The sequence below is a fragment of the Salipiger abyssi genome (assembly GCF_017311415.1).
GTDB classification, from domain to species: domain Bacteria; phylum Pseudomonadota; class Alphaproteobacteria; order Rhodobacterales; family Rhodobacteraceae; genus Salipiger; species Salipiger abyssi_A.
Map to the genome: position 1 here is coordinate 106,201 of NZ_JAEKIS010000005.1, position 13,918 is coordinate 120,118.

Here is a 13,918-nt window from a genome sequence, read left to right on the forward strand (position 1 = left end):
CATGAGGATGCAGAAACTCGTCGTCATCGGAGCGGGCATGGCCACGGGCCGGATGCTCGAACATCTGCGGGACACCGATCCCGGCGCCTACGAGATCACGCTGTTCAACGCCGAACCGCGCGGCAATTACAACCGCATCATGCTGAGCCCGGTGCTCTCGGGCGAGAAGAGCTTTGCCGAAATCGTCACCCATGACGAGGGCTGGTATGCCGACAATGCCATCACCTGCCGCTTTGGCGAAAAGGTTCTGAGCGTCGACACAGAGCGCAAGGTGGTGACCGGAGAACAGGGCGAGGTTGCTTATGACAAGCTGGTCTTCGGCACCGGGTCGTCGGCCTTCATCATCCCCGTGCCCGGGCACGACCTGCCCGGCGTCGTGGCCTTCCGCGATCTGGAGGACACCACGGCGATGACCGAGGCCGCAGGCAAACCCGGCGCGCGCGCCGTGGTGATCGGCGGCGGCCTGCTGGGGCTCGAAGCGGCGGCGGCGCTGCGACTGCGCGGCATGGAGGTGACGGTGCTGCACATCGCCTCGCACCTGATGGAGCGCCAGCTCGATCCCGCCGCCGGCTACCTGCTCAAGAAGGATCTGGAAAAGCGCGGCATCGAGGTGCTCCTCGAAGCCTCCACCAAGGAGATCGTGGGCAACGGTCGCGCCGAACAGGTAAATCTTGCCGACGGCACCGAACTGCCCTGCGATATCGTGGTGATGGCCGTGGGCATCCGCCCCGCCGTGACACTGGCGCAGGAAGCGGGCGTCGCCTGCGGCCGCGCCATCAAGGTCGATGCGCAGATGCGGACCGAAACCCCCGATGTCTTTGCCGTCGGCGAATGCGTCGAGTTCGAGGGCAATCTCTTTGGCCTCGTCGCGCCGCTTTACGATCAGGCCAAGGTGCTGGCCAAGACCCTGCTGGGCGAGGACACGAGTTTCGCCATGCGCGAGCTGTCGACCAAGCTCAAGGTCACCGGCTGCGACCTGTTCTCGGCGGGCGATTTTGCCGAAGGCGAGGGCCGCGAGGACATCGTCTTCCGCGATCCGGCACGCGGCATCTACAAGCGGCTGGTCATCGAGGACGAAAGGCTCATCGGCGCGGTGATGTATGGCGACACCGCCGATGGCAACTGGTTCTTTGGCCTGATCAAGGACGGCACCGATATCTCCGAAATGCGCGAGACGCTGATCTTTGGCCCGGCCTATCAGGGAGGCAGCTCCGTGGACCCTCTCTCAGCCGTTGCAGCATTGCCGCCTGATGCGGAGATCTGCGGCTGCAACGGCGTGTGCAAGGGCGATATCGTGGCGGCCATCGAAGGCGGCGCCACCGATCTGGGCGCGGTGCGCGCGATCACCAAGGCGAGCAATTCCTGCGGTACCTGCACGGGGCTGGTGGAACAGGTGCTGTCGGTCACGCTGGGCGACGATTTCGTGCTGCCCACGGCGCAACCGGTCTGCGGCTGCACCGATCTCACCCATGAGGATGTGCGCCGGCTGATCAAGGCGCAGGAACTGAAATCTCAGGAAGCGGTCTGGCAGGAATTGGGCTGGAAAACCCGCAACGGCTGCCATGTCTGCCGCCCGGCGGTGAACTTTTACCTGCTGGCGGACTGGCCGCTCGACTATCGCGACGACCCGCAAAGCCGTTTCGTCAACGAGCGCAACCACGCCAATATCCAGAAGGACGGCACCTATTCGGTGATGCCCCGCATGTGGGGCGGCATGACCACGCCCGAGGAACTGATCGCCATTGCCAGAGCAGCGGAGAAATACGGCGCTACGGTGAAGGTCACCGGCGGCCAGCGCATCGACCTGCTGGGCATCAGGAAAGAGGATCTGCCGGCGATCTGGCACGATCTGAACGAGGCCGGCATGGTCTCGGGTCACGCCTATACCAAGGGGCTGCGCACGGTGAAGACCTGCGTCGGCTCCGACTGGTGCCGCTTTGGCACGCAGGACAGCACGGGGCTCGGCATCAAGCTGGAGAAGAAACTCTGGGGCAGCTGGACGCCGCACAAGGTCAAGCTCGGCGTCTCGGGCTGTCCGCGCAACTGCGCCGAGGCGACCTGCAAGGATGTCGGCATCATCTGTGTGGACAGCGGCTATCAGATCGGTGTCGGCGGCGCCGCCGGCATGGATGTGAAGGAGGTAGAGCGGCTTGTGGACGTGAAGACCGAGGCGGAGGCCATCGAATGGACCACCGCCTTTGTCCAGCTCTACCGCGAGCACGCCAAGTATCTCGACCGCCCCTATAAGTGGGTGGCCAAGGTCGGGCTCGACTGGGTCAAGGAGGTGCTCTCTGACGCCGCCGAGCGCACCGCGCTGGTCGAACGTTTCGACGTCAGCCAGAGCGTCTATCAGAAAGACCCCTGGGCCGAGCGGGCGGAACCGGAGGCGGCACGCCGCTTCCAGCCGCTGGCCGATCTCACCGCACAGGCGGCGGAATGAACGCCGCCGCCCCCCGCCCCGGATCTGTCCCGGGGCCTCACCCCTCTCCTGCCCCTTGGCACAGGCGGCCCCGGGTCGCGCCCGGGGCGGGACATACCGCAACCCAACCGGAGGCGCTCGCATGAGCTGGATCGACATCGGACATATCGAAGACGTGCCGCTGCGCGGGGCGCGGCTGGTCAAGACCGCAGTGGGCTGCGTCGCGGTGTTCCGCACCGACGAGACGGAGGTCTTTGCCGCTTCCAACACCTGCCCGCACAAGCAGGGCCCGCTCTCGGAAGGCATCGTGCATGGCCACAAGGTCACCTGCCCGCTGCACAACTGGGTGTTCGACCTGAACACCGGCGAGGCGCAGGGCGCCGACGAGGGCCGCATCGCCACCTATCCGGTGCGGCTCGAAGACGGGCGCATCCTGCTCGACGGCGACTCGGTCGCCAAGCGGAGTGCCGCGTGATGAAAGACGACAGGGTTTGCGAAATCCGCTCCACCTGCCCCTATTGCGGCGTGGGGTGCGGCGTCTGCCTGAGCGCCGATGCGGCGGGCGGGCTCGAGGTGCGGGGCGACCCGGATCATCCGGCGAATTTCGGCAAGCTCTGTTCCAAGGGCTCCGCCCTTGGCGAAACCGTCGGCCTTGAGGGCCGCCTGCTGGCCCCGCGCGTGGGCGGCACCGACACCGACTGGGACAGCGCCCTGTCGCTGGTCGCTAGCCGGTTCAAGGAGACAATCGCGCAGCACGGGCCGGAGAGCGTGGGCTTCTACGTCTCCGGCCAATTGCTGACCGAGGATTACTATGTCGCCAACAAGCTGATGAAAGGCTATATCGGCGCGGCGAATATCGACACGAATTCAAGGCTCTGCATGGCCTCCACCGTGGCGGGGCACAGGCGGGCCTTCGGCACGGATACCGTGCCCGGCAGCTATGAGGATCTCGAAGAGGCCGACTTGGTGGTTCTGGTGGGCAGCAATCTGGCCTGGTGCCACCCGGTGCTCTACCAGCGCATCCTGCGCGCCCGCAAAAAGCGCCCGGAGATGAAACTGGTGGTCATCGATCCGCGCCGCACCGCGAGCTGCGACGGCGCCGACATGCATCTGGCGCTGAAAGCGGGGACCGACGCGGCGCTCTTCAACGGGCTGCTCTGCGCCATCCATGACGCGGGCGCCGTCGACAAGCGCTTTGTCACCCATGTGAACGGGTTCGACGAAACGCTCGCCGCCGCCTCCAGCGACCGCGACGCGGTGACCGGGCTTTCCGACGCCGAGCTGAGCGCCTTCTACGATCTCTGGATCCGCACGGAAAAGGTGGTCACCGTGTTCAGCCAGGGGGTCAACCAGTCCTCCTCCGGCACCGACAAGGTGAATGCGATCCTCAACTGTCACCTCGCCACCGGACGGATCGGTCTGCCCGGCATGGGGCCGTTCTCGGTCACCGGCCAGCCCAACGCCATGGGCGGGCGCGAGGTCGGTGGGCTTGCCAATATGCTGGCCTGCCATCTGGAGCTGGAAAACGCCGATCACCGCGCGGCGGTGCATGAATTCTGGGGCTCGCCGCAGATCGCCCAAGGGCCGGGGCTAAAGGCCGTCGAGATGTTCCGTGCCGCGGGCGAGGGCCGGATCAAGGCGCTGTGGATCATCCACACCAACCCCGCCGTCTCGATGCCCGATGCCGATGCGGTGCGCCAAGCGATTGCCGATTGCGAGTTTGTCGTCGTGTCCGACATCACCGCCGAGACCGACACCGCGCGGCTCGCCGACGTGCTGCTGCCCGCCACCGCCTGGGGCGAAAAGGAGGGCACGGTCACCGGCTCGGACCGGCTCATCAGCCGCCAGCGCGCCGCTCTGCCCGCGCCGGGGCAGGCCCGGCCCGACTGGGATATTCTCGCTGAGGTGGGCCGCCGCATGGGCTGGTACGAGGCCTTCGACTACGCCTCGCCCGCCGAGATCTTTTGCGAATATGCGGCGCTGTCGGGCGTCGCGGGCAAGCTGGGGCGTGATTTCGATATTTCGGGAAAGGCCGAAATGGACGACCGCGCCTATGACGCGATGGCCCCCTTCCACTGGCCGCAGAGCGCCGAACGCCAGGGCGGACGCTTCTTTGCCGACGGCAAGTTCTACCACCCCGACGGCAAGGCCCGCATGGTGCCGGTGCGCTACCGCCCGCCCGAGGCGAAACAGGCGCCGCGCTACCCGTTCCGCTTCAACACCGGGCGCATCCGCGACCAGTGGCATACGATGACCCGCACCGCACGCTCGCCGCGTCTGGCGGCGCATCTGGCCGAGCCCTTCCTCGATCTGCATCCCGGCGATGCCGCCCGGCTGGGGATCTCGCATGCCGATCTCGTGCGCGTCGAGAGCCCCGAGGGCCGTGCCATCCTGCGCGCGCGGCTCACCGATGCGCAGCAGCCGGGCGATGTCTTTGCGCCGATGCACTGGACCGGCGAGACCGCGCCCTGCGCCCGCGTCGATGCGCTGGTGGCGGCGGTGACCGACCCCGTTTCGGGTCAACCCGAAAGCAAGGCCAGCGTCGTGGCGGTGACGAAATTCCAGGCCGCCTGGTACGGGTTCGCCGTCTCCTCGCGCGCCATGATCCCGCGCAGCGCGTACTGGGCGCGGGCGCGCACCCGGGCGGGCTGGCGCGCCGAGCTTGCGGGCAGCACGCAGCCGGAGGACTGGGAGGCGGAGGCGCGCGCGCTTTTCGGGCTGCCCGACGCGGAGGTTCAGACGCTGATCGACCGGCGGCGCGGGCTGGCGCGCATCGCCTTTCATCAGGACGGGCAACTTCTGGCCGCGCTCTTCGCCGGGCCGCAGCCGGTGGCGGTGAAGCGCGATTTCCTCGCCACCCTGCCCGGCTCTGACGCGCCCGACGCGCTCACCGGCCAGCCCCCCGCCGACCGGCCCGACCCCGGCCCGCTGGTCTGCTCGTGTTTCAATGTCGGGCTCAACACCATCCTCGCGGCAATCGAGGAAAAGGGGCTTGTCAGCGTCGATCAGATCGGCGCGGCGCTGGAGGCGGGGACCAACTGCGGCTCCTGCCGGCCCGAACTGGCGGCGATCCTCGCCAGCACCCAGACCATGGAAGCGGCGGAATGAGCCTTGGCGCCCATGTCCGCACGCTGGGGCGCGGGCCGGGGCGGTCGCGCTCGCTGACCCGCGACGAGGCGGAAGACGCCATGCGGCTGATGCTCTCTGGCGAGGCCGACCCGCATTCGGTGGGCGCGCTGCTCATGCTCCTGCGGATGAAGGGCGAAACCGCCGAGGAGATCGCGGGCTTTGCCGGCGCCGCGCAGGCCAGCCTGCCGCCGCTGCCGCGCCCGGCGCTCGACTGGCCCAGCTACGCGGCGGGGCGCACGCGCGGCCTGCCCTGGTTCCTGCTCTCGGCGCGGCTGGTGGCGATTGCCGGCCACAGCGTGCTGCTGCACGGATGGAACGGCGCCGACCACGCGGTGCGCGGCGGGCTGGCGGCGGCGGGCATACCGGTGGCCGAGACACCCGATCAGGCCGCGCCGCTGCTCGACCGCCACGGCATCGCCTATCTGCCGTTGGAGATGCTTTCTCCGCCGCTCTTCAGACTGCTCGGGTTGCGCGAGGTGCTGCATCTGCGCTCCTGCATCAACACGGTCTGCCGGATGCTGAACCCGGGCCGCGCCAAGGCCGGCGTGCAGGGCGTGTTCCACCCCTCCTACCGGCTGTTGCAGGCCGATGCCGGGCAGATCCTCGGGCTCGACGCGCTGAGCGTGATCAAGGGCGGCGGCGGCGAGGTCGAAACCCATCCCGGCAAGGAGATCGCCATCTTCGGTCTGCGTGGCGGCCAGCCCTGGGAGACCAGCCTTCCCGCGCTACTGCCCGACGAGACGCGGCGGCTCGACGACGGCACCAGCGACATTGAGCTGCTTTCAGCGCTCTGGTCCGGTCAGCGGCGGGATCGCTTTGCCGAGGCCGTGGTTCTGGGCACCGCCGCGCTGGCGCTCGACACGCTGGGGCATACGGAGGCGATGGCCAACGCACGGGCGCTCTGGGAGAAACGCCCCATTACCTCGCCTGCGTGAACAGCCGCCCCGGCGCGCGTTTCGGCGGCGCAATCCCCGCCAGCCGCATCATGTGCCAGGCGAGCACCTGGTTGCTCGACAGCACCGGCAGGCCCAGCGCCGCCTCCAGCTCCGGCAGCACCGCCAGCGTGCGCAGGTTGGTGCAGGAGAGAAACAGCCCGTCCACCGCTGCTTCGCTCGCCACCCGCTGCGCCGCGTCATGCAGGCTTTGCGGCCCGATCCGCGCCACCAGCGCCTCCTCGGCCAGCTCGAAACTGCCGAAGGCCGGCGTCTCGATCCCCGCCTGCGCCAGCACCGCGCGCAGCCGGGCCGAGACCGGCGCCACATAGGGCGAAATCAGCCCCAAACGACGCAGTCCCAGCGCGCCGCAGGCCGCGATCAGCGCCGAAACCGGCTCGGTCACCGCCTCGGTCTTCACCGCCGCGCCGATCTGCCCGGCCACATGGCCCGCGCCGATCTGCGCCGTGCCCGAGGTGCAGGCATAACCCACCGCGCGGAACCGCGCCCAGGGCGGAAAAAGCGCGGCGGCCTGCGACAGATGCCCCTCCATCTCGGCCAGCGTCTCCGGCGTGACCTCTGCACCCGAGGGCACGCGACTGACCAGAAACCGCGTCGCGGCGGGGATCAGGCGGCGCATGTCGCCTTCCACCGTCTCGTCCGATTGCAGCACGATGAGCCCCAGCGCCGCACGCGCCGGCCCCAGCCGGCAGGGCAGCGGCGCGCTCATGCGGCGATCTCCACGATCTCCGGCGCGGCAACCGGTGACAGCCAGCGTGCGCCCTCTTCCGTGATCACGATATTCTCCTCATGCACAAGAATCCGGCCCTGCCCCATGGAAATCAGCGGCTCAAGCGTCAGCACCATGCCGGGCAGCAGCTCGGTGTCGTCCGCCGGGATCAGCGACGGCGGCTCGGTGAGCTGCATGCCGAGCCCATGCCCCAGCCGCCCGCTTTCCGCCCCGCCGCCGGTGAGCCCCGCCATGGCGTCGTAAAGATCGCAGACCCGCGCACCGGGGCGCGCGGCGGCAAAGCCCGCCTGCGTGGCGGCGATCAGCGCGGCATGGGCCTCGCGCAGCGCGTGCGACGCGGGGCCGATGGAGAAATTCCGGTCGAAATCGCAGAAATACCCGTCACGCACGAGCCCTGTGTCGAGCATCAGCACATCGCCCACCGCCAGCGGCGCGTCGGTCGCGGGCGAGATCACATCCGCATACCCGCCCGGCGCCGCCGCGCCGGCGAGATAGGGCACCCAGTCGGCGCCCTCCTCCAGACACAGCATCTGGAAGCGACGGAATACATGGCTCAGCGGAACACCCGCGCGGGCGATCTCGGGCACCCGGGCAAAGGCACGCCCGGCGATGGCGCAGGCATGTTCGATACAGGCGATCTCGCCAGCAGATTTCACCATGCGCAGGCGGCGCATCAATCCCGCATCGTCGCCAAAGCTGCGCAACGGCAGCGCTACCCGCAATGCCGCCCAGGACTCCAGCGGCATCCGCAGATGGGTTTCGCCGCCGCTCGGCATACCGATGGCACCACCGGTGGGAACAAGCTCCGCCAGCGCCGAGGCCAGCAGCGCCACGCCGTCATCGGTGTAATCGGGCGAGGACCAGCAGCGGATATCCGCGATCCAGCCCTGCGCCATGAGCGGCCGGCCGATGGTTGGGATCACCGCGACCGGATCGCCGCGCACCGGCACGATGAGGAACCAGGGCCGCGTCGGGCTTTCCCAGAACCGGGTGAGGAAGCCCGATATATAACGGATCTCGGGCTCGGTGGTGAGCAGCAGCGCATCGCGCCCCGCCCGCGCCATGCCGGTCTGCACGGCGCCGAGTCGGGCGCGGTATTCGGCCTCGGGAAAGATCATGGCCGTGCGGGCGGAACGGAAAAGCGCATGACCTCATGGGAGGCCGCTTTGACCTCCAGGTCAATGCTTGGGCGACACCGGCGGGCAAAACCGGATGACTGAGGGCGGCCACTGCCTCGCCCGTGTCCGATGTGAGAGGTCAGGCGGGACGGGCTTTGCGGGGATAGCGCGGAGCCTGATGATTTACGGGAGATTGAAAGCGGTGGTTTGCTCGGATGCCGCGAAAGCAGGAGTGAGCCCTTATTTCCAGCTAATGCGCATGCAGCGTCTCGCGAGCACAGCGAACCTGCGACGGTAATCGGCCGATTCCGTGGAAAAAGTCCCGCTCGCGACCGCAGCAATGATCCACTTGAAACGGCCGTGAGTGCCTTTGTTGTCAGGCTTTCCGCGGTTGCTGCGGTGCGGGAAAGACCTTGGCCAGCTTGCGGAGGTTCTGGGCGGTGGCAGCGAGGAGGAATTCGTCGTTTGCGCCGCATGGACCCCGCAATCGGAGCCGTCCCATGCCGAGTATGCGCTTGAGGTGTGCAAAGAGCATCTCGACCTTCTTCCGTAGCCTCATCGAGATCACGTATTGGTCGGTCTTCGCGATGTCACGGGCCACTTGCCGGGCGTCTTCGTTTTCCTCGCGGGTGATGGATCGGAAGTCCATGTTGGGGCAGCAACGCGCCTTGGAAGGACAGGCCTGGCAGGTGTGCTTCAGGCAGCGGTATTTGGCCGTCCCTTTGCCGGTCGGCCCCCGATTGGGATCGGAGTAGTTCCGGCGGAACTGCTTCAGCGCGTGTCCCTCGGGGCAGATGTATTGATCGTTCTTGGCGTCCCACTCGAAGTCCACCCGGCTCCAGGTGCCGTCGGTGCGCGCGGACTTGTCGAAGACAGGGATGTGCGGCGCGATCTTACGGTCGACCAGCCAGCCCAGCATCGGCCCGGTGCCGTAGGCCGTGTCCGCGATCAGCCGTTCAGGATGCAGGTCGAACTTGGCCCTCACGCGATCCAGCATGGTCTTGGTCGAGCCGACCTCGGCCTGCCGTATCGACCGCGTCGCCTCAACATCGACGATCACGCCGTGATCGGTGTCGATCAGATAGTTGTCGGAATAGCTGAAGAAGGCCGGGCCCTTGCGCGCTGCCGTCCATTGGCTCGCCGGATCGGAATGCGACGTGAACTTGGGCTGCACTGCGCTGGCGGCACCAAACGCGGTCTCATCCAGAGTGTCGAGATACTCGCGCACCGCGCGGGGAGCATCGGCTGGATCAATCTTCGCGACATCCCAGTCCTCCTTCGGCGTCGAGTTCTGTTTGTTCGCGTCCGCCTCAATCAGGCTGGCGTCCACCGCCATGCGCTGACCGCTGACCAAGCCCTCCTCGATGCACCGCGCGACGGTCGTCTCGAACAGGTGGCGTAGCAGTTCGCTGTCACGAAACCGGCCGTGCCTATTCTTCGAAAACGTAGAATGGTCAGGGATGCGGTCGCTCAGATCGAGCCGGCAGAACCAGCGATACGCGAGGTTCAGATGCACTTCTTCGCAAAGTCGCCGTTCCGACCGAATGCCGAAGCAATACCCCACCAACAGCATGCGGATCAGCAGCTCCGGATCGACCGACGGGCGGCCGGTATGGCTGTAGAAGTTGGCGAGATGGGTGCGGATGCCTGAGAGGTCGACGAACCGATCAATAGAGCGGAGCAAGTGGTTCTGCGGGACGTGATCCTCCAGCGAGAACTCGTAGAAGAGCTCCGGTTGCGCCTCCTGCCGTCGTCCCATCATTGCAGATCCTCCAACCCTCTGGAGGAATTGAATCAGCCAGATGTGCCTCGATCAAGCACGAGTTTTTCAACGGAATAGGCCCAAAGCGGACATCGACCACAGGTGGGCGTGTCACAGTGTAGCTTATCTATGTGGACATTCGCCGCGAGTCTTGCGTTATCCCTTGGCTCGTCAGGTGAAGGAGTAGCCACAATTCATCTCAAGGAGAGCTAAACTGAGCAAAATCCGCTCGATATGAACGCTGATCAGTTCGCGATAATTCCTGGGATCTGGATTCCACATATTCGAAAATAGGCTTTAGTCGAGCGTAAACGGATATATCAGCAATATAGTCCGGCCCACGTTCATGTAGAGGCAGGAATTGTTGTCTCAGCAGGTTTCCACCACATTCCTCGCAAATCGTTTTTGCAATTGGGCTCAGGAAATTGAAGGTTTCTGTTATAAATGCTGCATCAATGTCGGCAGCATGGTCTGCGAGCAGCTCGTCGCCGATACGTGTGGCGTCATAGTGTATGATCATCCCAGCGTTGTGAGCTACCGAGTGCCTAAGCACCCAAAGCTTTTCCAATGTTTCCACTTCTCGAGCGCTGAAGGCATTCCTATTAAAGAGGCTACAGTATCTGGCATTTACCTGCGCGGGAGAATGCCATCCAAGCGTGGAGTGAACGAGAGTTGAACCAATTGTGGCCATACCAGAGCGATTTGCTAAGACCCGATCCACATTAATTTCGAGCCACTTCTCTTTCTTAATTTTCTCATCAAGGAGGGTTGTAGCATCAACCGCCTTCGCCACAAAATCTTTCAAGAAATACTCAAATGAAGCCATGAGCTGACCAAACAACGCCAAGTGAATTCGGTGACGATGTTTAAGTGCAATTCCACCCCGAGCTGATTTCGCCAGCCTCTCGTCCGTAAAGTAACTGGCGGCCAACACTTGGCCGCGGCCTTGAGAGTAGAAAAATGAGCCAGGACTCTTCCGCCTTTTCCTTTCATCCCTTTCAACATCAACCGTATCGCGATTGCGACGAGATGGAATTGGAAAACTCATTGAAATGTCCTCAGGCGTATCTTCGATGATGTCCCAAAATTACTATCAAAAGATGATTTTCCTTACAACAATCGAGGTCGGCTCGAGGCGGGCGTTGGTATGTGCCGCGGCGAAAGTCGACTTCCTGCCTTTCGCGCAAAACGTCTCGTCTCTGCGGCAAAGATCAAGCGACTGCGGCGAACGGCAGGTTTCCCGCTCACCGGACCTTCATACCCGCCCAAGCCAATGCGAAACGGCTAGAAAATCCGCTGAGGAGCACCGAAGAAACACGATGCTCCGCCAGCACGCCCCTCAGTGCGGCTCACCCGCCAGCGGCGTCACGTCGATCCCGCGGGTGAAGACCAGCCCCATGGAATCGCGCAGCACCAGCGGCCCGCCGATATAGTCCGGCCCGATCCCGGGGCTGCGGATCGTGAGGTGCCAGTCGTTGCGGCTGACGCTGTCGGGCAGCAGGTCGAGCGGGTCGATATCCTCGGTCTCGCCGCCCTCCATATGGCAGACGACAAAGACCTCGCCCCCCTCCGGCGCGTTGCGCAGCGCCACAAAGACCGTGCGCCCCTCGATCGGTTCGAGATAGCGGAAATGATCGTCGTCGCGGAAATTCTGCCGCAGCCACGGGTTGTTGAGCCGGAACATGCGCAGCCGCCGCATGGCATTGGTCTGCGCCGGGTCGAGCTTCGACGTGGAATGCGAGACGTTGCAGTATTCGTGCATATCATCCATCCAGGCCCGCGCGATCTGTTTCAACGTGCCCACGGTGAAGGGGCGCGGCCCGGAAAGCGGCGGCTCGACCGCGTTCAGCAGCGTGGCGATGGTGTGCAGGTCGTAATCGGTCACCTCGACCAGCGCCGGCAGGAATTCGAGAAAGCGCGCCAGATCCTCGCGGGTCTCGAAACCCAGCTCCTTGAGCCAGCGGAAGGCGCCGGGGATCGAATAGCTGTATTCGTCCACCTGCCATTTCAGCGAGATCGCCTCCTCCGCCACGACCTTGACGCCGTATTTGTCGTCCTGATTGCGGATAAAGCCCCAGCTTGCCCGCGCGGTGGCGTTGAGGAAATCCATCGGCACGCCGGGCAGTGCCGCATAGGTCAGGATCGACACGGCGGGGTTGTCATAGGCCTTGTCGAGGATCTCCATCTTGGTGTCGCCGAGACGGGTGTTGATATTGAGCTTGGGGTTCACCTGCGTGCCCCGGCGCAGCGTGTCGTGATTGGCGGTGCCGGAAATCCAGTTGGAGCCGCGTTTCAGGATCTCCTGAAGGCGCCAGTATTTCGACAGCCAGAACGTGTAGATAAAGGGCGTGTTGTGGGCAAAGGTCAGCGGCCCCCACTGGAACACGTCCGGATCGGTCTCTTTCTGGCTCTCGATCACCGCGCGGTAGTCGGAGGAAAGCTCCCAGTCTTCCTGCGGCCAGGGGCGGCCGTCCTCGAAAACGAACCACGGGTGATAATCGACGCCGGCGACGTTCTGCACGATATCCGACATCTCTTGCAGATATTCGTCGTCATGGCGCATCTCCTGTATAGAGACATCCCACCATTTGAAATCCTGCGCGCCATCGACGCGCACGCCGTCGGCTCCGAAATCCACCTTGCGGCGCTGCATCTCCAGCAGGATCGCGCGGACGAAGGGGTTATGGTAGTCGAGATTCTGGCCGTACATGTTCGGCCCGGCAAAGAAATGGCTGTTTAGCGCGCCGAGCCCCTGGTTGTCGGCGTGACCAAAGACAACGTCGAGCACCAGCATCTTGGGCCAGCGCGGGAAATTGTGCAGCACCGCCGCCAGATCGACCAGCTCGTCGGGCCGCGCGGTCTCCAGCAGCACCGGGTTCACCGTGGCCATGCCCGAGATCACGATATCGTAGCCCCAGTTCGTCGTGTCCGGGCGCATCAGATGCGCGGTGACGCTTGTCTCATCGCTCTCGGTATCGGTCCAGAAATCCGGGCCGGCTTCGTAGACCGTGGTGGGCTCCACAGGCAGCAGTTGCACTGCGTCGTATCCGGCAAACAGCTCCTCGTCCGGTTCCAGCACCAGCCCGTTGGCCACCCGCGCGGCCAGCCGCTCGAACTGGCGGGTGAGCGAGGCCAGCGTGCCGCCCGGCGTGGCGGTGGGCACATGCACCTGCAAAATCGAGGTGGGTGGCGCGAATTTATGCGGCCCGTCCTTCTTCACCTGCTCGAAATAGCCCTTGTCCTGCCGCCGCGCCTGCATGGCGCCGACATCGTAGATCTCGGCGGGAGAGAACGCACCGAAGGGCAGCGAGGCGGCGAGCGGGTCGAGGATGCGGTGATAGACCCCTTCGTGATCGCGATAGGTCAGCGCGTAGAAATCGCCGATCCTGTCGCGGTCGCCGGAGATCAGCCCGGTGGCGGCGGCAAAGGTGAAGCCCTCGCAGCGCGCCACCGGCAGCAGCGCGCGGTCGAAGGTGACATCGGCCTGGCTCGCGATGAGGTCGAGCTCCTCGCGCGGGCGCAGGATTTCGAGGAACACGTCGCCATCGGCGATGCGCCAGTCGAGCAGTTCCGGCGTCCAGAACCCGAACTCGACCCTGTCGCCCTCCACCAGCGCGCCCAGCCGCCGGGCGATCGCGCGCCCCGCGGCGAACCGGTCCGGGGCGGTGTTGAGCACCTCCTGGCACCATGCGGCGCGGGCGGCGGCTGCGTCGGGGTCGCTGGCGATGGAGGGCATGTCTTTCATGTCGTCTCTGTCCTGTCGTTGCGCGAGGCACAGTGTGCGAAATGCACCTGCCGCCCCTGCGC

9 protein-coding genes are annotated in these 13,918 nt (G+C 65.4%); 4 read left to right on the plus strand and 5 right to left on the minus strand.

Annotated elements, in window-relative coordinates:
- The first annotated feature begins 7 nt into the window (after positions 1-7).
- The 4 genes from nirB to I6N89_RS08775 all read left to right on the plus strand — a co-directional run bounded on the left by nirB (position 8) and on the right by I6N89_RS08775 (position 6,483).
- Complete coding sequence (nirB, locus tag I6N89_RS08760) at positions 8-2,440, plus strand: nitrite reductase large subunit NirB (protein WP_328805860.1); 2,433 nt, start codon at positions 8-10, stop codon at positions 2,438-2,440.
- A 121-nt stretch (positions 2,441-2,561) separates the two neighbouring features.
- Positions 2,562-2,894, plus strand: coding sequence for a nitrite reductase small subunit NirD (gene nirD / locus I6N89_RS08765; RefSeq protein WP_207017947.1), 333 nt, complete (start codon positions 2,562-2,564; stop codon positions 2,892-2,894).
- The gene (locus I6N89_RS08770) at positions 2,894-5,527 is read left to right on the plus strand and encodes a nitrate reductase (RefSeq protein WP_207017948.1); all 2,634 of its coding nucleotides are present in this window, start codon (positions 2,894-2,896) and stop codon (positions 5,525-5,527) included. Before nirD ends, I6N89_RS08770 begins: the two co-directional genes overlap by 1 nt.
- Positions 5,524-6,483 carry a glycosyl transferase family protein gene (locus I6N89_RS08775; RefSeq protein WP_207017949.1) on the plus strand — a complete coding sequence of 320 codons (960 nt, stop codon included), beginning with the start codon at positions 5,524-5,526 and terminating at the stop codon, positions 6,481-6,483. The genes I6N89_RS08770 and I6N89_RS08775 overlap by 4 nt, the downstream gene beginning before the upstream one ends.
- On the opposite strand, the gene I6N89_RS08780 is transcribed toward I6N89_RS08775, so the two are convergent.
- The 5 genes from I6N89_RS08780 to gghA form a co-directional block, all read right to left on the minus strand.
- Positions 6,467-7,210 (minus strand): Asp/Glu racemase, encoded by a 744-nt coding sequence (locus tag I6N89_RS08780; protein WP_207017950.1) that lies wholly within the window; start codon positions 7,208-7,210, stop codon positions 6,467-6,469. The two genes, I6N89_RS08775 and I6N89_RS08780, sit on opposite strands and share 17 nt — an antisense overlap.
- Positions 7,207-8,349, minus strand: a complete 1,143-nt coding sequence (locus I6N89_RS08785) for a M24 family metallopeptidase (protein WP_207017952.1) — start codon at positions 8,347-8,349, stop codon at positions 7,207-7,209. Before I6N89_RS08785 ends, I6N89_RS08780 begins: the two co-directional genes overlap by 4 nt.
- 376 nt (positions 8,350-8,725) lie before the next feature.
- Positions 8,726-10,111, minus strand: a complete 1,386-nt coding sequence (locus I6N89_RS08790) for an IS1182 family transposase (protein WP_207017954.1) — start codon at positions 10,109-10,111, stop codon at positions 8,726-8,728.
- A 199-nt stretch (positions 10,112-10,310) separates the two neighbouring features.
- Positions 10,311-11,159, minus strand: coding sequence for a hypothetical protein (locus I6N89_RS08795; RefSeq protein WP_207017956.1), 849 nt, complete (start codon positions 11,157-11,159; stop codon positions 10,311-10,313).
- A gap of 291 nt (positions 11,160-11,450) precedes the next feature.
- Positions 11,451-13,856: a glucosylglycerol hydrolase gene (gghA, locus tag I6N89_RS08800; RefSeq protein WP_207017958.1), complete on the minus strand. Its 2,406-nt coding sequence runs from the start codon at positions 13,854-13,856 to the stop codon at positions 11,451-11,453.
- Positions 13,857-13,918: the final 62 nt, after the last annotated feature.

Bases quoted from the DNA above. Each gene is read 5' to 3' on its own strand.
- nirD (WP_207017947.1), top strand. From the start codon at position 2,562: ATGAGCTGGATCGACATCGGACATATCGAAGACGTGCCGCTGCGCGGG.
- I6N89_RS08795 (WP_207017956.1), bottom strand. From the start codon at position 11,159: ATGAGTTTTCCAATTCCATCTCGTCGCAATCGCGATACGGTTGATGTT.
- I6N89_RS08790 (WP_207017954.1), bottom strand. From the start codon at position 10,111: ATGATGGGACGACGGCAGGAGGCGCAACCGGAGCTCTTCTACGAGTTC.
- I6N89_RS08785 (WP_207017952.1), bottom strand. From the start codon at position 8,349: ATGATCTTTCCCGAGGCCGAATACCGCGCCCGACTCGGCGCCGTGCAG.
- I6N89_RS08780 (WP_207017950.1), bottom strand. From the start codon at position 7,210: ATGAGCGCGCCGCTGCCCTGCCGGCTGGGGCCGGCGCGTGCGGCGCTG.
- nirB (WP_328805860.1), top strand. From the start codon at position 8: ATGCAGAAACTCGTCGTCATCGGAGCGGGCATGGCCACGGGCCGGATG.
- I6N89_RS08775 (WP_207017949.1), top strand. From the start codon at position 5,524: ATGAGCCTTGGCGCCCATGTCCGCACGCTGGGGCGCGGGCCGGGGCGG.
- I6N89_RS08770 (WP_207017948.1), top strand. From the start codon at position 2,894: ATGAAAGACGACAGGGTTTGCGAAATCCGCTCCACCTGCCCCTATTGC.
- gghA (WP_207017958.1), bottom strand. From the start codon at position 13,856: ATGAAAGACATGCCCTCCATCGCCAGCGACCCCGACGCAGCCGCCGCC.